Origin of the sequence: Cellulomonas xiejunii, from assembly GCF_024508315.1 — a bacterium.
Lineage (GTDB): Bacteria > Actinomycetota > Actinomycetes > Actinomycetales > Cellulomonadaceae > Cellulomonas > Cellulomonas xiejunii.
On record NZ_CP101987.1, the window covers coordinates 196838 to 218688 of the forward strand.

Annotated in this window: 19 protein-coding genes and 2 riboswitches; of the genes, 15 read left to right on the forward strand and 4 right to left on the reverse strand. The window is 73.8% G+C overall.

Features of this window, described 5'->3' with window-relative positions; all coding sequences use genetic code 11:
- The first annotated feature begins 14 nt into the window (after window positions 1-14).
- The 12 genes from NP048_RS00895 to NP048_RS00950 all read left to right on the forward strand — a co-directional run bounded on the left by NP048_RS00895 (window position 15) and on the right by NP048_RS00950 (window position 11623).
- Window positions 15-992: a carbohydrate ABC transporter permease gene (locus NP048_RS00895; protein ID WP_227577094.1), complete on the forward strand. Its 978-nt coding sequence runs from the start codon at window positions 15-17 to the stop codon at window positions 990-992.
- A complete protein-coding gene (locus NP048_RS00900; protein WP_227577095.1) occupies window positions 985-1773 on the forward strand; it encodes a carbohydrate ABC transporter permease in 789 nt (262 codons plus the stop codon). The genes NP048_RS00895 and NP048_RS00900 overlap by 8 nt, the downstream gene beginning before the upstream one ends.
- Before the next feature lie 81 nt (window positions 1774-1854).
- Window positions 1855-2667: a substrate-binding domain-containing protein gene (locus NP048_RS00905; protein WP_227577096.1), complete on the forward strand. Its 813-nt coding sequence runs from the start codon at window positions 1855-1857 to the stop codon at window positions 2665-2667.
- Window positions 2664-3896, forward strand: coding sequence for an ROK family transcriptional regulator (locus tag NP048_RS00910; RefSeq protein WP_227577097.1), 1233 nt, complete (start codon window positions 2664-2666; stop codon window positions 3894-3896). Before NP048_RS00905 ends, NP048_RS00910 begins: the two co-directional genes overlap by 4 nt.
- Before the next feature lie 110 nt (window positions 3897-4006).
- Window positions 4007-4786 carry a VOC family protein gene (locus NP048_RS00915; protein WP_227577098.1) on the forward strand — a complete coding sequence of 260 codons (780 nt, stop codon included), beginning with the start codon at window positions 4007-4009 and terminating at the stop codon, window positions 4784-4786.
- Window positions 4783-5745 (forward strand): aldo/keto reductase, encoded by a 963-nt coding sequence (locus tag NP048_RS00920; RefSeq protein WP_227577099.1) that lies wholly within the window; start codon window positions 4783-4785, stop codon window positions 5743-5745. Before NP048_RS00915 ends, NP048_RS00920 begins: the two co-directional genes overlap by 4 nt.
- A gap of 37 nt (window positions 5746-5782) precedes the next feature.
- Window positions 5783-6145: a tautomerase family protein gene (locus tag NP048_RS00925; protein WP_227577100.1), complete on the forward strand. Its 363-nt coding sequence runs from the start codon at window positions 5783-5785 to the stop codon at window positions 6143-6145.
- Complete coding sequence (locus tag NP048_RS00930) at window positions 6142-6606, forward strand: VOC family protein (protein WP_227577101.1); 465 nt, start codon at window positions 6142-6144, stop codon at window positions 6604-6606. Before NP048_RS00925 ends, NP048_RS00930 begins: the two co-directional genes overlap by 4 nt.
- A 40-nt stretch (window positions 6607-6646) precedes the next feature.
- Window positions 6647-8044 carry a GH1 family beta-glucosidase gene (locus NP048_RS00935; RefSeq protein WP_227577102.1) on the forward strand — a complete coding sequence of 466 codons (1398 nt, stop codon included), beginning with the start codon at window positions 6647-6649 and terminating at the stop codon, window positions 8042-8044.
- Window positions 8045-8121: 77 nt separating this feature from the next.
- On the forward strand, window positions 8122-9018 hold the full coding sequence (locus tag NP048_RS00940) for a TolB family protein (RefSeq protein ID WP_227577103.1): 897 nt from the start codon (window positions 8122-8124) through the stop codon (window positions 9016-9018).
- Between the two features lie 227 nt (window positions 9019-9245).
- Window positions 9246-10739, forward strand: a complete 1494-nt coding sequence (locus NP048_RS00945; protein WP_227577104.1) for a vWA domain-containing protein — start codon at window positions 9246-9248, stop codon at window positions 10737-10739.
- Window positions 10740-11089: 350 nt separating this feature from the next.
- Complete coding sequence (locus NP048_RS00950; RefSeq protein WP_227577105.1) at window positions 11090-11623, forward strand: hypothetical protein; 534 nt, start codon at window positions 11090-11092, stop codon at window positions 11621-11623.
- Here NP048_RS00950 and NP048_RS00955 read toward each other — a convergent pair.
- Window positions 11610-12767, reverse strand: a complete 1158-nt coding sequence (locus NP048_RS00955; RefSeq protein WP_227577106.1) for a DMT family transporter — start codon at window positions 12765-12767, stop codon at window positions 11610-11612. The genes NP048_RS00950 and NP048_RS00955 overlap by 14 nt on opposite strands.
- A gap of 47 nt (window positions 12768-12814) precedes the next feature.
- Window positions 12815-12907: riboswitch (glycine riboswitch) on the reverse strand.
- Window position 12908: 1 nt separating this feature from the next.
- A riboswitch (glycine riboswitch) is annotated at window positions 12909-12996 on the reverse strand.
- A gap of 353 nt (window positions 12997-13349) precedes the next feature.
- Between NP048_RS00955 and NP048_RS00960 the strand changes: the two genes are divergently transcribed.
- On the forward strand, window positions 13350-14051 hold the full coding sequence (locus tag NP048_RS00960; protein WP_227577107.1) for a hypothetical protein: 702 nt from the start codon (window positions 13350-13352) through the stop codon (window positions 14049-14051).
- Between the two features lie 62 nt (window positions 14052-14113).
- On the opposite strand, the gene NP048_RS00965 is transcribed toward NP048_RS00960, so the two are convergent.
- Window positions 14114-16357, reverse strand: coding sequence for a fibronectin type III domain-containing protein (locus NP048_RS00965; RefSeq protein ID WP_227577108.1), 2244 nt, complete (start codon window positions 16355-16357; stop codon window positions 14114-14116).
- A 255-nt stretch (window positions 16358-16612) separates the two neighbouring features.
- Here NP048_RS00965 and NP048_RS00970 point away from each other — a divergent pair, with 255 nt between their 5' ends.
- Window positions 16613-19246, forward strand: a complete 2634-nt coding sequence (locus NP048_RS00970) for a circularly permuted type 2 ATP-grasp protein (protein WP_227577109.1) — start codon at window positions 16613-16615, stop codon at window positions 19244-19246.
- On the forward strand, window positions 19243-20169 hold the full coding sequence (locus NP048_RS00975) for a transglutaminase family protein (protein ID WP_227577110.1): 927 nt from the start codon (window positions 19243-19245) through the stop codon (window positions 20167-20169). The genes NP048_RS00970 and NP048_RS00975 overlap by 4 nt, the downstream gene beginning before the upstream one ends.
- Before the next feature lie 33 nt (window positions 20170-20202).
- Here NP048_RS00975 and NP048_RS00980 read toward each other — a convergent pair whose 3' ends face one another.
- On the reverse strand, window positions 20203-21111 hold the full coding sequence (locus NP048_RS00980; protein WP_227577111.1) for a hypothetical protein: 909 nt from the start codon (window positions 21109-21111) through the stop codon (window positions 20203-20205).
- Between the two features lie 56 nt (window positions 21112-21167).
- The gene (locus NP048_RS00985) at window positions 21168-21725 is read right to left on the reverse strand and encodes a DinB family protein (protein WP_227577112.1); all 558 of its coding nucleotides are present in this window, start codon (window positions 21723-21725) and stop codon (window positions 21168-21170) included.
- Window positions 21726-21851 lie beyond the last annotated feature (126 nt).

Genomic DNA, 21851 nt, shown 5'->3' on the forward strand with positions numbered 1-21851 from the left:
CGAGAGGTTTCACGATGGTCACGACCACGGGCCCGGTCACCGTCGGTTCCGAAGGCGCTCCTCGGGCACCGCGGCGGGGCGGGAGGCGCGCACGCGCCCCCCGCCTCGTCCCGGGCGGCCTGCGGTGGATCCTTCCAGGCTTCATCCTGTCCGTCGGGCTGATCTACTACAGCATCATCTATTCCGGCTACCTGTCGTTCTTCGACTGGGGCGGTGGTCGCCGGCCGATGATCCCGGCGGGCTTCGACAACTACGTCGAGGCGTTCTCCGACCCGGTGTTCTGGACGGCGCTGCGCAACACGCTGGTGTACTTCGTCGTCGTGTTCACGGTCCAGGTCGTCGGCGCGGTCCTTTTCGCCGCGGTGATGCACTCGAAGATCTTTCTGGCCAACGTCTACAAGGTCATCGTCGTCACGCCGGTGTTCGTCGCCCCGGCCGTCCTCGCCCCGGCCCACATCGAGGTGTGGCAGACGAACGGGACGGTCAACGCGATCCTGGACGCGCTCGGCCTGGACTCCCTCATGCAGGGCTGGCTCGGGCAGTCGACGACGTCGTTGCTCGTCATCATCCTCGTCGGCTGCTGGGGCTCGATCGGGTTCGGCTTCATCCTCTACTACGCCGGCATGGCCCAGATCGAACCCGAGATGGTCGAGGCAGCGCGGATCGACGGCGCCGGCAACATCCGGCTGCTGTTCTCGGTCGTCCTGCCGAACCTCAAGGGGACGACGGTCTCGCTCGCCATCCTCAACTTCATCACCGCGCTGAAGCTGTTCGACAGCGTCTGGCTGATCACGCAGGGCGGGCCGTCGCACTCGTCGGAGTTCCTCGGGACGATGATCTACGCCGAGACGGCTGGATCCTCCCGCAACCTCGGATACGCCGCGGCGTTGTCCGTCATCCTCCTGGTCATCGCGGTGACGGTGTCGGTCGTCATCCAGTTGCGCAGCCGCGAGCGCACGCCCGTCGTTGGGAAGAAGGCCCCCCGTGTTTGAGACCCGCACGCTGCGGTCGAGGCTGACTCTGCAGATCCTCGTCACGATCGCGGTCATCCCGTTCCTCATCCCGCTGTACGCGATGGTCTCGCGCTCGTTCTCCGGGGCGGGGTGGGGGAACTACACCGCTGTCCTGTCGGTCCCGGGATTCGCACGGTTCTTCATGAACTCGGCGATCGTGGCCGGCGGCTCGATGGTGATCATCTACCTGGCGACCCTCATGGCCGCGTTCGGCTTCTCGAAGCTGCACGTGCGGAACAAGGAGGTCTACTTCTGGATGATGATGGTGGCGCTCACGTTGCCCGAGGTGGTCCTCATCGCCCCGCTGTACGCGACGGCGGTCAACCTCGGACTGCTGGGCACCTTCTGGTCCGTCATCCTGCCGATCGCGGCGCTGCAGATCCCCTTCACGGTGCTCATCGCCCGCGGGTTCGTCGACGGCATCCCGGACTCGCTGTTCGAGGCCGCGCGTCTCGACGGTGCGAACACGTGGCGGATGTTCTGGCACATCCTCGTGCCGCTCGCCCGCCCGATCGCCGTGGCGCTCGTCGTCCTCGTGCTCATCCACGCCTGGAACGCCTACCTGCTGCCCAAGGTCTTCCTCATCGACGAGGGCATGGGCGTGGTGACGATGCTGCCGGAGTTCTTCCGCCGTCAGTACAACGACGACACCCCGAAGATTCTCGCCGCTGCCGTCGTCACGGCGCTGCCGACGATCATCGCGTATATATCTCTGCAGAAGCACTTCGAACGCGGCATGGCTGCGGGTGCCATCAAGTAGCGTTCGGCCCCGCCGCCCGGGGGGCGGCGGGGCCGAACGGTCCGACCGGGACGGTGGAGGAGCGCAGATGAGGGAGACGACGTGAGTGCCGTGGGCCTCGCCGTTCCGGCGCGCATCTCGGAGGACCATTTCGTGACGGCGCTGGTGGGAGCGCTCGCCGGCCGGCTCGTCGAGGAGGGCACCTCGCTCATGACTCGCGTCGTGCGCGACGACGAGGCGGAGGAGCAGCTCTACCGACACTGGGCCAGCATGGGCGGGATCACCGGGGTCGCGCTCCTGGGGGTGCGGACGGACGACCCGCGCCTCCCCGCTCTGGCGGAGCTGGGCCTGCCCGTGGCGGCGGTCGCCCACGCGAGCCACGGCAACGGCTTCCCCGCCGTCGTCGTCGATGTCGAGGGGTCGGTCGCGGCGCTGCGGACCTTCCTCGCCGGGCGCGGCCAGCGCCGGACGGTCTACGTCGTCGCCCAGGATGACCGCGACGACGCCCCCTGGCACACGGTCGTCGAGGGCGCGGCGGTGCTCGAGGACGGCGAGGTGGACGACTCGTTCGAGGTCGTCCACGCCGGTCAGGGCGGGGAAGCGGTCGTCACGGCGGCCACGGCGGCGCTCGCCGCAGGCCCGGCGACCCTGGTGTTCCACAGCGACGTCCACGCGGCGGCGGCGCTCGCCGCGTTCCGCGAGCGCGGCCTGCGCGTCCCGCAGGACGTGGCCATCGTGTCCTGGACGTACTCGACGCTGTGCCAGAGCACGACGCCGTCGATCACCGCGCTCAACCGCCGCGGCGTGGAGATCGGAGCCATGCTCGGCGAGCGCATGCTCGGCGCGCTGGCGGGGGACCGGACGACGCAGGACCGGGCGCCGGCGCCCTTCGTCGTCCTCGGGGAGACGACATGAGGGCGGTGCGATCGCTGGGTCCGTCCGCCGCGCGGACGCGCAGCGCGATCCTCGACATGGTGCGCTCGAGCGGCACGGTGAGCCGGATCGAGCTCGCGGAGATGTCCGGCCTGACGGCGGCCTCCATCACCCGGTTCGTCAAGTCGCTCCTCGACGACCGGCTGCTCGTGGAGACCGGCTACGGCGACCCGACCGGAGGCAAGCGGCGCAGCCTGCTCGAGCTCAACCCGCGGGCACGCTACGCGGTGGGCCTCTCTCTCGACGTCGCCCGGCTCAGCTACGTGGTCGTGGACCTCGGGGGCGAAGTCGTCGGCCAGCTCGTCTCCCCGGGGATCGGCCAGTCCACCCCGAGCGTCACGGTCCCGCGCATCGCCGACGAGCTCGAGATGCTCTTCCGCCAGGTCGACCTGCCCGTCGAGGACATCGTCGGCGTCGGGGTGGCGGGCGCGGGCCTGGACCTCGGGACCGGCGTCGACGGCTGGTCGGCGACGACCGACGAGTGGGACTCCTTTGCCGTCCAGGAGGCGCTGCAGAAGCGGGTGGGCCTGCCGGTCGTCCGGGACAACGACGCTGCGTGCGCCGCCCTCGGGCAGTACTGGACCGGCCGGATCCCGGCGACGCAGGACTTCGCGACGCTCTACATGTCGCTGGGGTTCGGGATGGGGCTGATGGTCGGCGGCGGCGTGAGCCGAGGGGCCTCCTCGAACGTGGGGGAGCTCGGGCACATGGTCGTCGACATCGATGGGCCCGAGTGCTGGTGCGGCTCCCGCGGCTGCCTGGAGATGCTCGCCGCCCCGCGAGCGGTCGTGCGGCGCGCGCTCGGGTCCCCGGGGCTCGCCGCCGAGCTCGGTCTCTCCGGGGACGAGGCGCACGTCCGGCAGGACTTCGACGCCGTCGCGCGCGCGGCCGCGGAGGGACGCGAGCGCCCGCGTGAGCTCGTCGAGGACTCGGCGCGCTACGTCGCGGCGGCGGTGCTGTCCGTCGTCAACCTGCTCGACCTCGACCTGCTCTACCTCGCCGGACCAGGGTTCGTCGACGCCGGCGCCATCTACGTCCGCCACATTCGGGAGCGCGTCGCGCGGGTCGCCCGCATCCGCGCGATCCACTCGGTGACGGTCGAGCTGTCCACGCCGGGGGCCGACGCCGCCGCCTCCGGGGCGGCGACCCTGGCGCTCCAGCACGTGCTCATGCCGCACGCCCGGGTCCGCCGGGAACCGGCCCGCTCCTAGCCCCCTACCGGTGTCGCACAAGACCACCACCATCGCCACTAATATCTAAATTAAGTATCGTTAGTAATCGCCGCGCGACGTCGCGCGGCCGTGTCAGAGAGGACCACGCCGTGGCCATCCGATCCATCCTGATCAACGTCACCGACGTCCACCGCTCGGTGGACTTCTACAGGCGCCACCTGGGCGTCGAGGTGCTCGAGCAGTCCGAGGAGGCGGCCGTCCTCGACGCCGTCACCGCGACGCTGCGCCTCGAGCGGCTCGACCCCGAGCGCGCCGAGGAGTCGACCTTCGTGACGGACGACCTGCAGCGCGGGTTCCGCCACATCGGCTTCAAGGTCGCCGACATCGACGCCCGCGCCGCCGCGCTCCACGAGGCGGACGTGCCGTTCCACCTCGAGCCGCTGAACGCCGAGGGCGACGTGCGGCTCACCTTCTTCTACGACCCCGACGGCACGATGGTCGAGCTCGTCGAGGGCCCGCTGCAGTACCACGAGGTCTACGACCGCGAGCTGGTCGATGCCGACTGGGCTCTCGGCACGCCGTCGCGCCCGCGCTTCGACCACGTCGGGGAAACGGTCGCCGACCTCGGCGTCACCCAGGAGTACTACGGCGCGCTCGGGTACCGCCTCATGGCCGGGATCCACCAGCCGGGTGACTCCCGGGGGTTCGAGATCGCCTTCCTGCGCGACGGCGACAGCTCGCTCGAGATCTTCACGTTCGAGCGCGGTGAGAAGACGACGCGCGAGCCGCAGGTCGGTGGCCCGGGCTTCGCCGCCGTCGTGCTCGACGGCGACGCCGCCCCCGTGGGCGCCACGCCCGTCGGCACCGCCTTCGGCACCGAGCTCGTCGCCGACCCCGACGGCCTCGTCCACGCGGTGGTGCAGGCGTGACGGCCCCGGTCATGAACCCGCTGGGCTCGACCGGGCTGACGGTCAGCCAGGTCACGCTCGGGGGCGGCCCGCTCGGCAGCATGCCCGAGAACTTCGGCTACGAGGTGGCCGAGCGGGACGCCGTCGACCTGGTGGCGGCGGTCCTCGACAGCCCCATCCGCACCATCGACACGTCCAACGGCTACTCGGGCGGTCGCAGCGAGGAGCGGATCGGGCGCGCGATCGCCGAGTACGGCGGCCTGCCCGACGACGTCGTCGTCGTCACCAAGGTGGACCCGCGCGGCTCGGACTACAGCGGGGACCGCGTGCGCGCCTCGCTCGCGGAGAGCCGCGAGCGGCTCGGCATCGACCCGCTGCCCCTCGTGCACCTGCACGACCCGGAGTTCCACGACTTCGACGCCATGACGGCGCCGGGCGGCGCGGTGCACGCGCTCGTCGCGGCGCGCGAGCGGGGCGAGGTCGGGCACATCGGGCTCGCCGGCGGCGACGTGCGGCAGATGGCCCGCTACGTCGAGCTGGGCGTGTTCGAGGTGCTCCTCGTGCACAACCGCTGGACGCTCGTGGACCGCAGCGCGGGGGACCTCATCGCCCGCGCGCAGGAGCGCGGCATGGCCGTGGTCAACGCCGCGGTGCTCGGAGGCGGCATCCTGGCCGATCCGACGGGCTCGAACACCACCTACGGGTACCGGCCGGCGCGCCCCGCGACGCTCGCCGCCGTCGCCGCCCTGCGGGATCTGTGCCGGGAGTTCGGCACCGACCTCGCGACGGCGGCCATCCGGTTCTCCACGCGCGACCCGCGCGTGGCCACCACCATCGTCGGGATCAGCAAGCGCCACCGGATCGCCTCCACGCTCGCGGCGGCGTCGGCCGACCTGCCCGAGGAGTTCTGGGCTCGGGTGGAGGAGCTCGTGCCCTCGCCCGAGAACTGGCTCGACGCCGACGACCCGAGCAACGCCTGAGCCGACGTTCCGACCACCGAAGAGACCGAGGAAAGCCATGCCGCTCGTCCGTGTCGACCTGCACGACCACCATGCCGACCTGCGCCCCGCGATGAGCGAGGCCATCCACAGCGCCCTCGTCGAGGGCTGGGGGATGCCGGCGGACGACCTGTTCCACGTCTTCCGGCTGCACGCGCCGGGCGACCTGTTCTTCAGCCGGACGTACCCCGACGCCGATCGGAGCGACGTCGTCATCATCCAGATCCTCGCGTACAACGGGTACACCCCCGAGGTGAAGCAGCGCGGCGCCGCGCTCGTGGTCGACCGCCTCGCGGCCCTCGGCATCCCGCGCGACCACGTCCTCATCGCGATCACCGAGAACGGGGACGGCGACTGGCTCGCGCCCGCCAAGGAGGCGTGAGCGTGCGCCACCCCGTGCCCTTGACGGGGTTCATCCAGGTCGCTGTCGTCGTCGAGGACATCGAGGCAGCGCTCGACGCCTGGTGCGAGCTGCTCGACCTGCCCCGGCCGGAGGTCCGGGAGACCGGCCCGGCGCCGAACCCGAACGAAACCTACCGCGGCGAGACCGCGGCCTACGGGCTCAAGCTGGCCGTCCTCGACTGCCCGGAGCGGGGCTTCGTCGTCGAGCTCCACGAGCCCGACGAGAACCCGTCGACGTTCCGGGAGTTCCTCGACCGGCACGGCAACGGCGTGCACCACCTGGGCTTCCAGGTCGGCGAGGCGCGCGACGCCGTCGTCGGCGAGCTGGAGGCAACGGGTCACGCCCTGCGGACCGTCGGCGTGTACGACGACGGCAGCTGGACCATCGTCGATACCGAGGACGTGCTCGGCGTCAACCTCAACATCAAGCCGCACGCCTGACCACCCAGGCACAAGACCACCCACCTCAAGTGAAGGACGTGTGACCACCGTGACCGCCGACCGCAGCCGCTTCCCCCAGGACTTCGCCTGGGGCACCGCCACCGCCTCCTACCAGGTCGAGGGCGCGACCGACGTCGACGGTCGGGGGCCGAGCATCTGGGACACCTTCACCCGGGTGCCCGGGGCGATCGCCGACGGGCGGACAGGGGACCTGGCCGACGACCACTACCGGCGCTTCCGTGAGGACGTCGCGATGCTGGCGGACCTCGGCACGAACGCCTACCGGTTCTCGATCGCGTGGCCGCGCATCCAGGCGGATGGCACGGGCCCGGCCAACCCCGCGGGCCTGCGGTTCTACCGTGAGCTCAGCGAGGCGCTGCTCGAGCGCGGCATCACCCCGTGGGTGACGCTCTACCACTGGGACCTGCCGCAGGCGCTCGAGGACCGCGGCGGTTGGCTCGAGCGCGACACCGCCCAGCGGTTCGGCGAGTACGCGGCCCTCGTGGTCGACGAGCTGGGCGACGTCATCGATCACTGGGCGACGCTCAACGAGCCGTGGTGCTCGGCCTTCCTCGGGTACGCCGGCGGAGTGCATGCGCCGGGCCGGCGGCTCGGGTCGCAGGCGGCGCGCGCGGCCCACCACCTGCTGCTCGGTCACGGGCTCGGGATGCAGGCGATCCGGGCCGCGCGCCCGGAGGCCACGGCCGGTGTCGTGCTCAACCTGTACTCGGTCCGCGCGGCGAGCGAGAGCGCGGCCGACCAGGACGCGGCGCGCCGGGTCGACGGCCTGCAGAACCGCTTCTTCCTCGAGCCCTTGCTGGGGGAGGGGTACCCGGCGGACGTGCTCGAGGATCTCGGCGAGACCGAGTGGTTCGCGCAGAACGAGGCCGACGCCGAGCTCATCGCGGCGCCGATCGACTTCCTCGGCATCAACTACTACAGCCGCCACGTCGTCGCGGCCCCGCCGCTCGGCGTCGCGCTCCCCGGAGCCGCCGCCGCGGGTCTCGCCTGGCCCGGCAGCGAGAGCGTGCAGATGGTCGACACCGGTGCGCCGCGCACGCAGATGGGCTGGCCCATCCACCCCGAGGGCATGGTCGACGTGCTCGAGATGGCGCACTGTCGCCGACCGGACCTGCCGCTGTACATCACGGAGAACGGCTCGGCGTACCCCGACGAGGTCGTCGACGGCGAGATCGAGGACGAGGGGCGGCGGCGCTACCTCGAGCAGCACGTCCTCGCTTGCTCGGCCGCGCTGCAGCAGGGCCTGCCTCTCAAGGGCTACTTCGCCTGGACGTCCATGGACAACTTCGAGTGGGCCTGGGGCTACTCACGGCGGTTCGGCCTCGTCCACGTCGACTACGACACCCAGAAGCGGACCGTGAAGCGGAGCGGCAAGTGGTTCGCCCGCTTCCTCGGCGGCGCGGCCGGCGACGCCTGACCGTCCCGCACCACCTGCACCACCGAGCACGACCCGGACACCCTCCACCTCCCCGCCCGACCGAACCGGAGACGACCATGCCCCCTCGCGCCCTGCGCGCCGGCCAGCGAGCCGAGCTGCACGTGATCGACGTCGTCACCGGGGAGGACCGGCTGGTGCACGAATCCTCGAGCTTGCTGTTCGAGGCGCCCAACTGGTCGCCGGACGGGCGGTGGCTCGTCGTCAACGGCGGCGGGCGGCTGTTCCGGCTGCCGGCCGACGGCGGGGAGCTGGAGGAGGTGCCGCTCGGCGACGTGCCGGACATCAACAACGACCACGTGCTCAGCCCCGACGGAGCGACGGTCTACGTGTCGGCCGAGGACGGGCACCTGTACGCGGTGCCGTTCGAGGGTGGCGGCGCTCCGCGGCGCGTCTCGAACGACCGCGGGGCGTTCCACCACTACCTGCACGGCATCTCGCCCGACGGCGCGACGCTCGCCTACATCGGCCTGGTCCCGCACGCCGACGGCACCGCCACGACGAACGTCTGGACCATCCCGACCGCGGGCGGCCTGGACGTCCAGCTCACCGACGACGAGTTCCCCGACGACGGCGCCGAGTTCAGCCCCGACGGTCGGTGGGTCCTGTTCAACTCCGAGCGGGCACGGACCCAGCCGGGCCACGCGCAGCTGTTCCGGATGCGCACGGACGGCTCGTCGGTCGAGCAGCTCACGTTCGACGAGCGGGTCAACTGGTTCCCGCACGTCTCCCCGGACGGGAGCCGGCTCGCCTACATCAGCTTCCCGCCCGGGACGCTCGGGCACCCGGCCGACCTCGACGTCGTCCTGCGTCTCCTCGAGCCCTACGACGCCGACGGTGCGCCGGGGACGGTGCGGGACCTGGTCGTGCTCTTCGGGGGCCAGGGGACGATCAACGTCCCGAGCTGGGCCTCGGACAGCCGTCGGCTGGCCTACGTCGCCTACCCGATGTCCTGAGACCGCGCCGCCGGCGACACCCTCGAACGGCCGGCTCGAGACCTCCGCCGCCCTCGTCGCCCAGGTCTCGAACCGCACAAGGCCAGGTCACGGCGCGGCCACGCTGGGGCCTTCCCGGCCACGGAAGGCCATCGTTCCCATCACGAGCCGGCAACTCCTACCCCGCGCCACCGGCCTCGCCCCTAACGTCGGCGCCCACACCACGGTGACGACGAGACGGGGCAGCCATGAGGACGAACCACGGTAGGACGACAGGTCTGGCCGGCGCTGCGCTCGTCGTCGCGGTGGCACTGGGAGCCTGCAGCGCGGGCGACGGCTACTCCGACGCCAGCGGCGTCTCCGAACCGGGCTACGACGTGGCTGTGCCCCCGGACCCGGAGCCGGGCCCCTCGGTGCCCGCGCCCGACTTCGCGATGACGGACCCCACGCAGGACGCCCTGTCGACGTTCGCGCTCGACATCGACACGGGCTCGTACACGCGGTTCCGCGACGCCGTCTCCCAGGGGATGGCGGTCGACCCGAGCGAGGTCCGCACCGAGGAGTTCGTCAACTACTTCGACCAGGACTACCGCACCCCGGAGAGCGGCCTCGGCGTCAGCATCGACGCCACGACGCTGCCGTTCCGGCCCGGGCACCGGCTCGTGCGCGTGGGCATCAGCAGCGCCCCGACGTCGAGCGCCTCCCGCGACGACGCGGACCTCGCGCTCGTCGTCGACTGCTCGGGCTCGATGGGCGACGCCGGGAAGATGGAGACGACCAAGGCGGCGCTGCGCACGCTGGTGTCCGCGCTGCGGCCCACCGACCGGGTGGCCATGGTCTGCTACTCCACCGAGGCCGACCTGGTGCTCGAGCCGACGCGCGTGTCCGAGCGTGCCGGCGTCCTCGCGGCCGTCGACGCGCTCACGCCCCAGGAGTCGACCAACGCCGCCGCAGGCCTCGCGCTCGGCTACGACGTTGCCATGTCGATGCGCACCGACGGGCGGATGACGCGGGTCGTCCTCATCAGCGACGGGGTCGCGAACGTCGGGGAGACCGACCCCGACGGGATCCTGGCGCGCATCAGCACCGAGGCGAAGTCGGGGATCAACCTCATCTCGGTCGGCGTCGGCATCACGACCTACGACGACCACCTGCTCGAGCAGCTGGCGGACCAGGGCGACGGGTGGCACGTCTACATCGACGGTGACGCCGAGGCCGAGCGTGTGTTCGCCACCGGGCTCACCGGCTCGCTCGTCGTGGCCGCGAAGGACGCGAAGGCCCAGGTGGAGTTCGACCCGGCGCAGGTCTCCGGCTACCGGTTGCTGGGCTACGAGAACCGGGCGGTCGCGGACGCGGACTTCCGCAACGACGCGATCGACGGCGGGGAGGTCTTCGCGGGTCACGCGACGACCGCGCTGTACGAGGTGGCGCTCCGCGAGGGCCGGTCCGAGCGGCCCTTCGTCACGGCGACGGTGCGCTACCTCGACGACGCAGGCGAGCCGGTCGAGCGCTCCGGGACCCTGGCCCGGTCCGCCGACGCCGCGTCGCCCCGCGAGGCGTCGCCCCGCCTGCGTCAGGACCTGGTCGTCGCGCTGCTGACGGACCGGCTCCTGGGTGGGCCGTGGTCCACGGTGGTCAGCGCGGCCGACCTGCGCGCCGAGGCCGGGGCGCTGCTGGGGGTGCTGGACGGGGACCGGGACGTGGCTCAGCTCGTCGAGCTCGTCGACCGGGTGACCCGGTGAGCGAGCCACGGACGCGATTCGTCCCATTACTTGGACAGCGTGTGAAGATCTTGTGACGAGGGGACCTTCCGGGCGTCACCCAGGCGGCCCAGCACGCAGGGGGTCCGGACGCGAAGACGACAGTGTCGGCGCAGGTCACGAGACTTTCGCGGCGTTTCTCGCAGGCCATCGGCGTCCGAACCGGCGATGCTACGTTGGCGACGGCCCAGGGGGAGATCGACGCCGGCACGTGTCGCGCCCCCCGCACCGCCGCGCCGGGTCGTGGTCGTCGCGCTCCGCGCGTCGTCCGGTGCGCGGGTAACTCGTGCGTCGGCCCGGCTGCGTCCGGTACGCCGACCCGAGGAGCACCTGTGACCAGCTCGACCCCTGCCCGTCGTCGAACCGTCGTCGTGGCCGTCGCCGCGGCAGCCCTGCTCGCCGCAGCAGCCTGCACGTCCACCGCGAGCGCGGGCGGCAGCGACAAGCCGGCCGAGCGCACCACCTACAAGGGTGGGGAGACGACGTTCGGCCAGTCGTTCGCGTACAGCAACGGCCTGGCCGTCGAGGTCGAGAAGCCGACCGCGTTCGTCCCCTCGGCGTCCGCCGACGGCGCCGAGGGCGTCGACGGCGAGCCCGTCAAGGTCCGCGTCTACGTCGTCAACGGCACGAGCGGCGAGTTCGTCCCCAACACCCTCGAGGTCACGGTCGTCTCCGACGGCGAGGAGGCCGCGCAGATCCTCGACCCCGGCTCCCGCGTCGAGCTCACCGGCCCCGGCCACGCCCTGGGCCGCGCGGACGTCGTCGCGTTCGACCTCGCGTTCGTCGTGCAGGACCCGGACGACGTCACGCTGACGCTCGTCCCGGCGATCGCCGGCTACGAGCCGCTGGTCTTCACCGCGCCCTGACCTCCACCGCGCGCCCGCACAGGCGCGCGCACAACGCAGGGGCGGCACCGGCAGCGGTGCCGCCCCTGCGGCCGTGCTGGCGGCGACGCCCCGGAGCGGCGACCCGGGCGTCCCTGCCCCGCGGACGTCGCCCGAGGGCCGAGGTCAGCAGCGGCAGCAGCGCCGCCGCGACGACGAGCACGACGCCGGCCGCGGCGAGCGCGGAGACCGTCTCACCGAACACCGCGGCACCCACCATCACCGCGACGACGACCTCCAGGTACGACATCGACGACAGCTCGACGGCGCGCAGGTGCTTGCCGGCGACGACCAGCAGGCTGAGCGCCAGCACGCCGCACACGAGGAAGAACGCGCCGGCCCACGCCCAGTGCGTCGCGGTCATGCCCGAGACGTCGGGCCGGGTGACCGCGACCATGGCGCCGGAGCCGACGGCGCCGAACACGAAGGTCCAGAAGCTGCGCACGTCGGACGGCATGTCCGTGCGGTACCGGTAGCACAGCAGCGCCCCGCCGTACAGGACGCCCGAGGCGATGCCCAGCCCGACGCCCAGCGCGTACCCGTCGGACGCCGACCGGGGCGTGCCGCCCACCAGCCCCGCGGCCAGCAGCATCCCGGCGAAGGCGACGACCAGGCAGACCACGTCGGCCGGGCCGACGCGCTCCTTGAGCACGGTCACCGCGAGCACGGTCGCCACGACGGGGCCGAGGTAGTGCAGGACGACGGCCAGCGTGAGGTCCACGAGCACGGCCGACGACAGGTACGTCGCGAGCGAGAGGCCCAGCAGCACGCCGCCGAGCACGACGGACGGGGTCACGCGGGTGCGGCGCAGCCTGCCGAGGTGCCGCGTGGCGGCCAGGACGACGAGCATGGCGAGCGCACCGACCACCATGCGACCCAGCGTCAGCGCCTCGCCGACGACCGCGCCGGGCGGCGCTGCCAGACGCCCGAACATCCCGGCGGTCCCCATGGCGGCCGCGGACACGACGATGGCGACCAGGCCGAACCGGCGGTGCGGGCGCGGTGCACGGACGTCGGGGACGAGGGCGTCGGGTGCGCGGACCTCGGGGGCGAGGACGGCGGGGGCGAGGACGGCGGGGGCGAGGACGGCGGGCGCGTGCGGGCGTGACGGGGTGACGACGGCCACGAAGGGCTCCTGGAGGCCAGCGCGACGGGTCGCGTGAGCGGGCGGTGTTTCCCCGCTCTGTCATCGGACCTGAGAGCTTTCGCGAGCCGTGGGCTCGCCTGCACCGTCGGTGGACCCCGTGGGGTCGCTTTCCAGAGTTGCCTTGCTGCGGCGGTTCGGTGGCCTGAGAGATTCCCGGGGAGGTTGCTCCTTCGGCGCCCGCTCCGGCGGGCTCTCCCGCCACAGCTCGTCGGCGTCTTCAGTTGTCCGGACGACTGTATCCGCTCGCCGCGGGACGGGCGCCCGCCGTCCGCCCAGCGGCGGCCGCCCGGCCGCAGGGCGCGACGACTGGAGCCACGGAGCGATGTCACCTCGTGAGAGGGGGATGTGAGTCCGGCCGTCCGAAGCGTTTAGGGCGAAGTTTCGGACAATCCGGGCGCTAGTTTCGGCCCGGTCGACGACGCACGCGGAGCGTCTCGGCCTTCCCTCCGACCGTCTCGAGCTGCACAGCCACGCCTGCCGCGGCTCACCCGGAGGGCCCCGTCCTGACGGCGCGCCGGACCGCTCGGCAGCGCCGTCGCCGCCGAGCCAGGGAGACGACGCGTGACCACCGAACGTCCGGACGCCAGGAGTGCCCGACCTCCCACGTTCAGCGCCGTCCCCACCCCCCGCTCCGGCGTGCCGACCGCCGGGTTCGGCGTCTCTGCCATCGCGACGCCGCCCTCGACCGCCACGTCCCTGGCCGACGAGCCCGACGGGCACAGCCGCGCCGTTCTCATCGTGGGCGCCCTGCTCGCGGTCGTCGCCGTGGTCGCGGCGCTCGTCGCCTTCCGGATCATCGTGCCCTCCACCCCCACGTCCAGCGCCGGGGAGGGCACCGCCGACCGGACCATCACCGAGATCCGTGAGCAGCCCGGCACGGTCGTCCGCTACGGCGACCCGCACTCCTACGGCGACGGCCTCGAGGTCGCCGTCAACGCGCCGCAGCGGTACACGCCCAGCGACAACGCGACGGGCGTCGACGCGGGTGTCCCCGTCAAGATGCAGGTCGTCATCACCAACCGCACCGACGAGGCGTTCCGGCCCAACACGCTGCAGGTGAGCGCGACGTCGGCCGGTCAGCCGGCGACGGCCGTCTGGGACCCCGACCAGGGGGTCGCCCTGACCGGGCCCGACGTCAGCATCCCCGCCGGCGCGAGCATCCACTTCAACATCGCGTTCGCGGTCGCCGAGCCGGGCGACGTGGCGCTCGAGCTCACTCCCGCGCTGTTCGGCTACGGCGCCGTGGTCGTGCAGCCGTCCTGACGACGAACGACAGCGGGTGCCGGGCGTGACGCCCGGCACCCGCTGTCGTCATTCCCGCGTGATCACGCGACGCGACGACGCCACGCGACGAGCGCGGCACCGAGCAGCAGCCAGACGACGGCGAGCGTCGCGACCGGCAGGGTGCCGTCCGTCCCCGTCACGGCCAGGGCGGCCGCGCGGACGAGCACGCTGTCGCCGATCCGCACGAGCCGGCCGGAGGCGTCGACAGCGAAGCCCAGCTCGGCGGAGGCCGCGGCGCCGTCGAGCCCGACACCCGCGGCGACGAGCCGGTGGTCGCCGGCCTCGAGACCGGCGGGCAGGACGACCGTCGCGCCCGCGGTGCCGTCGGCGCCCACGGTCACGCGGGCCAGCTCGCGCGGGGTCGAGTAGACCGTGACGACGAGCTCGGAGCCGGGGAGCATGCCGACCGCCCGGACGGTGGCCGACGCGCCGGCCGCCGGTGCGCCGAGCCCGGCGTCGAGCTGCAGGGAGGCCGACGTGCCGGTCCCCACGACGCGGATCGTCGTCGAGGCGACGGCCGGCAGCGTGTACGCGTCCCCGGCCTGCTCGGCCGTGATCGTGCACTCGCCCGAGGCGATGGTGTGCAACGCCCCGTCGACGACGACGCAGGCGCCCTCGCCCACGAGTGTGACCGGCAGGCCGAGCGACGACGAGGCGGTGAGCGCGACGGGGCCGACGGAGAACAGCAGGTCGGCGATCGGCGCGATCGTGACCTCCTGCGGGCGACGCCCGACCTCGGTGGTCAGCGTGACGGGCGTGGCTGCGGCGACGTCGTCCGTCCCCGCCTGTGTGGCGGTCACGGTGCACGGGCCGACGTCGGTCGCGGTGAGGTCGCCGTCGGTCAGGACGCACGCGCCGGACGCCGTGAGGTCCACGGGCAGGTCGAGCGAGGACGACACGACGACCGGGGCCGTCTCGTCGTAGACCAGCGCCGGGAGTTCGAGGGAGATGCTCTGCGGCGCCTGCGCGACCGTCACGGTGCGGTCCGCGGTCGCGGGGTGGATCTCGGTGGTGCCGGCCTGGGCGGCGGTGACGGTGCAGTCGCCGGCGGCCACGACGGTCAGGGTCGTCCCGTCGACGGTGCAGGCGCCGGTGCCGGTGAAGGTCAGCGCTCCGCCGGAGGTGGCGGTGCCCGCCACGGTGACCGGCGCGTCGCCGTACGTCAGGGAGCCGATGGGGTCGAGCGTGACGGTCTGTGCCGCACGGTCGACGACGAGCGACCCGCTCGTGGTGGCCGCGGTGCGGTCGTCCGCCGCCGGCAGGTTCACCGACACGGGCCAGGCGCCGGCGGGCATCTCGAGGCCCACGATCCTCGCGGTCCCGTCCTCGATGGTCACGCCGTAGGTCGCGTCGCCGATGGAGAAGGTCGCCGTGCCGGTGACCGGGACGCCGTCGGAGCGGGTGAACGTCGCTGCGACGTCGAACGGCTCACCGCTCACCAGGGACACGGGATCGGTCGCCAGCGTCACGTCCGTGGTCGCGCGCGGGGTGGCGGACACCGGCGTGCTGCCCTGACCTGCCCCGAGGGAGTTCCGGCCGACGATCGTGAGGTCGTACGTGGTGCCGTTGGTCAGGCCTGTGATCGTCGTCGACGTGCTGGCGGCGCCCGCGGTGCCGCAGGGCGCTGCCGCGCCTCCCGACGCCGCGCAGTAGACGTCCCACCCCGCGACGATCGACTGCGGTGCCGTCCAGTTGACGTCCAGCTGACGGTCGGCGGGCGTCACCACGACGTCGGTCGGCGCCGAGGGGACGGCGGCGGGGCGGATCGTCACCGTGCCGGCGCCGGTGCGTCCGGGGGACACCGCCGCGAACGCGAACCGGTAGGCCGTGCCCGCGGTGAGGTGCACGGTCAGGCGCGCGTTCGGGTAGCCGGCACCGTCGTCGTTGACGCCGACGAGCCCGCCGTCCGCCGTCCAGACCTCGAGCGCGTTGTCGAAGGCGCTGTTGAGCGTGATGACCACGGAGGTGGTGGCGGGCGCGACGAACTCGTACCACCGGCCGTTGTGGTACTTCGGCGGCGTCGTGGGCCCCGAGCCGGTCCCCGTGGTGAGGCCGACGTTCGAGACGGCGAAGGTCCCGTCGAGGACGTCCAGCGGCAGCGGCAGCGGGCTCGAGAACGAGCTGCCGTCAGCGGTCGGGGCGTCGCCGACGGGCTCGCCCTGCGCGGGCGTCAGCCCCACCAGCAGGAACGCCGCGGCGAGCAGCGTCGTCAGGGCGCGGCGCGCGTGGGGCCGCGCCGCTCGGGGACGTGGCGGGGATGCGTGATGGGGGGGCGTCGGGCGCACAGGGGACTCCAGGTGGGGGGTCGGGCGGTCGGTCGGCGCTGCCCCCGCCTGGCGGTCATCGTGGCGGTGCCGGCACGGGACGTTGGTCCTGGCTCTGCGCGGGCGTGCGGTGCACGACGGCGGGCCACGAAACGACCGTCACGGGTGACGAGTCACGGGCGACGCGCGTGGCGAACGGGCGACGGGCCGGGCGCCCTGGCAGGCGCCGCTGGTCAGCCGGGGCGCGGTGACGGTCCGGTGCGTCAGACTGCCGGGGTGACCGACCTGCTCTCGTCGCCGCGCCCCCTGGGCGACGGGACGATCACGCACCGGCCGGACTGGACGTGGCTCCCGGCCGGGGCCGTGCCGACCGACGACGACCTGGTGCGCGCCGCGCGCCAGGCCGAGCAGCTGTTCGCCGAGCACGGCGTCACGTACGGTGCCCACCACGCGGACGGGGACCAGCAGTGGCGCCTCGACCCGCAGCCCGTCGTGGTCGACGAGCCCGAGTGGGCCCGCCTCGACGCCGCGCTCGTCCAGCGCGCCGAGCTGCTCGACGCCGTCCTGCACGACCTGTACGGCTCGCGGCGCCTGCTCGACGACCGGATCCTGCCGCCGACGACCGTCCTCGCGCACCCCGGGTTCCTGCGGGCCGTCGACGGCCTGCGCCTGCCCGGCGGCCGCGAGCTCGTCCTCACGGCGACGGACCTCGTACGGGACGCGTCGGGCGGTTGGTGCGTCGTCGCCGACCGCACGCAGGCGCCGTCGGGCGCCGGGTACGCGATGGAGGACCGGCGCGTCACCGCGCAGGTCCTGGCCCCCGTGTACCGCCAGGCGTCGATCGCGCGGCTCGGGCCGTTCTTCCACGCCCTGCGCAAGGCTCTGCGCGAGGTCGCGCCGCCGACCGCGGGGGAGGACCCGCGGGCGGTGCTGCTGTCCCCCGGGCCGGGCAGCGAGACGGCGTTCGACCAGGCGTACCTCGCCTCGATGCTCGGCCTGCCGCTCGTCGAGGGCAGCGACCTCGTCGTGCGTGCCGGACGCGTCCATCTGCAGGGCATCGACGGTCTCGAGCCCGTGGACGTCGTCCTGCGGCGCGTCGACAGCGACTGGTGCGACCCGCTGGACCTGCGCGCCGGCTCGCGGCTCGGGGTCCCCGGGCTGGTCCACGCCGTGCGGCAGGGGTCGGTGAGCGTCGTGAACCCCCTCGGGGCGTCCGTGCTGGAGAACCCTGCGCTGCTCGGCTACCTGCCGCGTCTCGCGCGGGCCGTGCTCGACCAGGACCTCACGCTCGCGTCCGTGCCCACGTGGTGGTGCGGCGAGGAGCGGGCCCTGCGGCACGTCCTGGCGCGTCTGGACCAGCTCGTCCTCAAGCCCGTCGTCCACGGGCCGCGCAGCACCACGGTGCTCGGCTGGCGGCTGACGGCCGCGGAGCGCGAGCAGCTGGCGGCGCGGATCGCGGCCGAGCCGTGGCGGTGGGTCGGGCAGGAGCACGTGGGGCCGAGCGCCGAGTCGGCGGACGCCACCGCGGGCGTCGCGACCGACCGGCCGGGCGTGTCCGGCGTCGGACCCGCCGACCTCGGGCCGCGCGCCGCGGTGATGCGGACGTTCGCCGTGGCGCACGCGGGTTCCTACACGGTGATGGCCGGTGGGCTGGCGCGCGTCGCGGACGACCACGTCGTGACGTCGTCGGCCGCGGGCGCGCGCGCCAAGGACGTCTGGGTGCTCACGTCCGCGCCCACGGCCGCCGTCGGGGCGCTGCGGGAGGACGTCGAGGCGGGGGTCGCACGCACCGCCGCGTACGGCATCTCCCCCCGCGCGGCCGAGAACCTGTACTGGATGGGCCGGTACGCCGAGCGCGCCGAGGACGGGGTGCGCATGCTGCGGGCCGTCGCCGACCGCTGGGACGACTACCACCGCACGCCCGACACCGCGGGTGGTCAGGCGCTCGCGGTGCTGCTGCAGACCCTGACGCCCGCGGCACTGCCCGACGGCGGCCAGGCAGCGGCCGCCCGGCCCGACGTCGAGCACGTCGGCCCCCGCGTGCCGGCACTGCGCGACCTGCTGCTGGACCAGCGGACGCCGGGGTCGGTGGCGCGCGCCGTCCGCCGGCTGGGGGCCGCCGCCGCGACCGTGCGCGACCAGCTGTCCACCGACACGTTCGGGCCCCTCGCCCGCATCGAGCGGACCCTGCGCGACGAGCGCACCCGGGTGCGGACGCGGCAGCACAGCGGCGAGCTGCTCGACGTCGGACCCCTGCCGCCCGGCTCGGTGACCGCGGGCCTGCGCCCGACGCTCGACCGGGTCCTGGAGAGCCTGCTCGCGATCTCGGGGATCGCGGCCGAGGGGCTCACCCGCGACGTCGGCTGGCACCTGCTCGACGCGGGTCGTCGGCTGGAACGCGCGCAACGTCTGGTCGCCGTGCTCAAGGCGACCCTGGTCGAGCACAGGTCCGCCGAGGTCGAGGACCTGCTGCTGGAGTCGGTCCTGCTGGCCACCGAGTCGGCGATCACCTACCGTCGCCGCCACCAGTCGCGCACGGACGTCGCGAGCGTCCTGGACCTGCTCGTCCACGACCGCACCAACCCGCGGTCCCTCGCGTTCGCGCTGGACCGGCTGCTGGTGGACCTGGAGTCGGTCCCGGCGCCGCACTCCGCCGCGCAGCGCGACCACCTGCTGCACGGTGTCGCGGGCCTGGTGGCGGAGCTCGACACCGTCGTCGTCGGCAACGAGGTGTCCGACGACGGGCGGCGCGTGCGGCTCGCCGACGCGCTCGAGTCCATGCTGTGGCGGCTGCGCGAGGCGTCGGACGAGATCGAGCGCGCGCACTTCGCGCGGCCCGCGCCCAGCCAGGCCCTCGACGACCTGTGGGGCTCGGGCTACGGCGAGCCGGACGACGGGGGTGCACTGTGAACGGCCGGGCGTACGACCTGGTGCACCGCACCACCTACGAGTACGCGCAGCCCGTCACCGACTCCTACGGGCGCACGACGCTGACGCCACGGGACCTGCCCGACCAGCGTGTGCTGGCGACGTCCCTGACGATCGACCCCGAGCCGGCCGACACGGGCCGGCACGTCGACTGGTTCGGCAACACCACGACCTACTTCGGGGTGACACGGCCGCACACGCGGTTGGTCGTGACGGCGCGGTCCACGCTCGAGGTGAGCCGGGTCGCCCCGGCCCGCGCGGACCTGCCCGACACGGGCTGGCGGGCCGTGGCGCGGGGCGTCTGCGCCGCAGACCTGGGTGTCCTGTGGACGGACGCGGCGGGCGTCGTCGCCCTGCGGGAGGCCGTGCTGCCGTCGGCGCACGTCACGTTCGTCGACGAGGTGCGCCAGTGGGCGGCGCCGTCGTTCGCGGACGAGCGCCCGCTGGCCGACGTCGTGACCGACCTGCTGCACCGCATCCGCACCGAGCTGACGTACCGGTCCGGGTCGACCACCGTGCACACGACCCAGGCGCAGCTGCTCGCGCAGGGCGCGGGCGTGTGCCAGGACTTCGCGCACCTCATGATCGCGGCGCTGCGGCTGCACGGCGTGCCGGCCCGGTACGCGTCGGGGTACATCGAGACGCGGCCGCTGCCGGGGCGTGCCAAGCTGCGCGGCGCCGACGCGTCGCACGCGTGGGTGTCGGTGTGGCTCCCGGGGTACGGGTGGCTCGACGCTGACCCCACCAACGACCAGCTCGTCGACGACCGCTACGTCGTGCTCGGCTGGGGGCGGGACTACCACGACGTGCCGCCGCTGCGCGGGGTCATCTTCACCGAGGGCGGCGGTGCGACACCCCGCGTCGAGGTCGACCTGGTGCCTGCGGGCTCGGAGCCGTTCGTCTGACGGCTCGGGGCCCGGGGTGCTGCCGACGCGGATTCAGCGCGGGCGCGCCCGGGCGTCGACCTCCTCGTGCGGGACGACGAACCCGCCCGCGTCGACGACCGTCCCGCCGACCGTGCGCCACAGCGTCGCGACGGCCCGCGCGATGCTCGGAGCGACACGCTGGCGTGCGATGACGTGCAGCTGCGAGGGTTGCGGGACCTCGAGCTCGAGCGGGTCCGGCGGGTGCCACGTCACGTGGTAGCCCCAGGGTCCGTGCTCGCGCCAGTCCAGGGTGGACAGCACGACCGGCACCTCGCGCGAGTGGGCGCAGCGCACCTCGACCTCGCCGTCGTACTCGTACCTCGCGACCAGGGCGAAGCCCTCGGGGGCACCGCCGGCGGGCGGCGCGGGTGCGGCCAGCCGGCTGCCGGACAGCGCCGGGCGCACCAGGGGCAGGGCGTCGTCGGGACGCAGCGGCACCGCCGACCACAGCGTGAGGTCGACGACCGCGGCCGGGTCGGGGACGAGCGCCCGGTCCCGCGCGGCGGGCAGGATGCCCCCGCCGGTGCGCCGGGCGACGGCCGTCGCCCAGCCCGTGACCAGGCCGGGGTGCACCGTCGCGCCGGCGACGGGTGCGGCGGGCAGCCCGTACAGGTCGCTGTCCTGGGCGGGCAGCGCGAGCGCGCGTGCCTCGGCCGCACCCACGGCGTACGGCCCGACGACCTCCACGACGCCGTCCAGGCTCAGCACGCCCGCCGGGTCCGGCGGAGCGACCGCGATGCCGCGGAACCGGGCACCGGTCATGGGACGCGCGGCCGCGGCCTGCGCCGCCGTCGCGGGCTCGCGCGACCACGCGGCCGTCGGGAACCACGCGCGGGCCAGGTCGAGGAGCGAGGTGCCGTGCGGGACGGCGAGCACGTGGCTGCCGTCCAGGGCGGCAGGTGCCGCCGACGGTGCGGTCATGGCGGGAACGTACACAGCGATTGCTGCGCGCATGTTTCGCGGCTGGGCGTCGGTGGTCAGGCCCGGACGTCGTGCAGGTGGTGCACGACGTCGTGCAGGAAGTACTGGCCGAGCGTGCGGACGGTGAACACCGAGCCGTTGCTGCGCAGCCCGGTGCGGTCCCACTGCCCGGGCGCGACGGCGTCGAAGCGGTCGGCGGTCGCGGCCGCCGCGCGGGCCAGCTCGTCGGCGACGACGGCGGGGTCCTGCAGGTCGTACCGCTCGGCGAGGGCCGTGGCGTCCTGGTCCCAGTTGGCGAACACGGGGTCGTCCTGCTCGACCATGAGCTGCACGCGCTCGTCGAAGAGGCGCAGGACGTCGCGCACGTGGGCGCCGTACTCGAGCGCCGACCACACGTGCGGCTGCGGGCGCCGGCGGGCGTCGTCGCGGTGCAGCACCGCCACCCACCGGGGTGCGAGGTCGCGCACCGTGCCGCCGATGCCCTGGGCGTCGACGTCCGACGCGGCGAACCCGCACTCGGGGCAGCGGGCCTCGACGACCCACGTCCAGTCCTTGCCGTCCGGCTCGATCGCGGGCGGCGTCGTGGTCGCCGCAGGCCGGGGGTCGGTGTCCACGGCGCCACGCTAGCGGGGGTGCCCGTCCGTGGGAACCGGACGCCAGGCCCGTGGGTCCGTGCGCACGAGGAGTGGTGGTCGGGCGACGCGCCCCCTCCCGCGCGCCGCCCGACCGGGCAGCCAGGG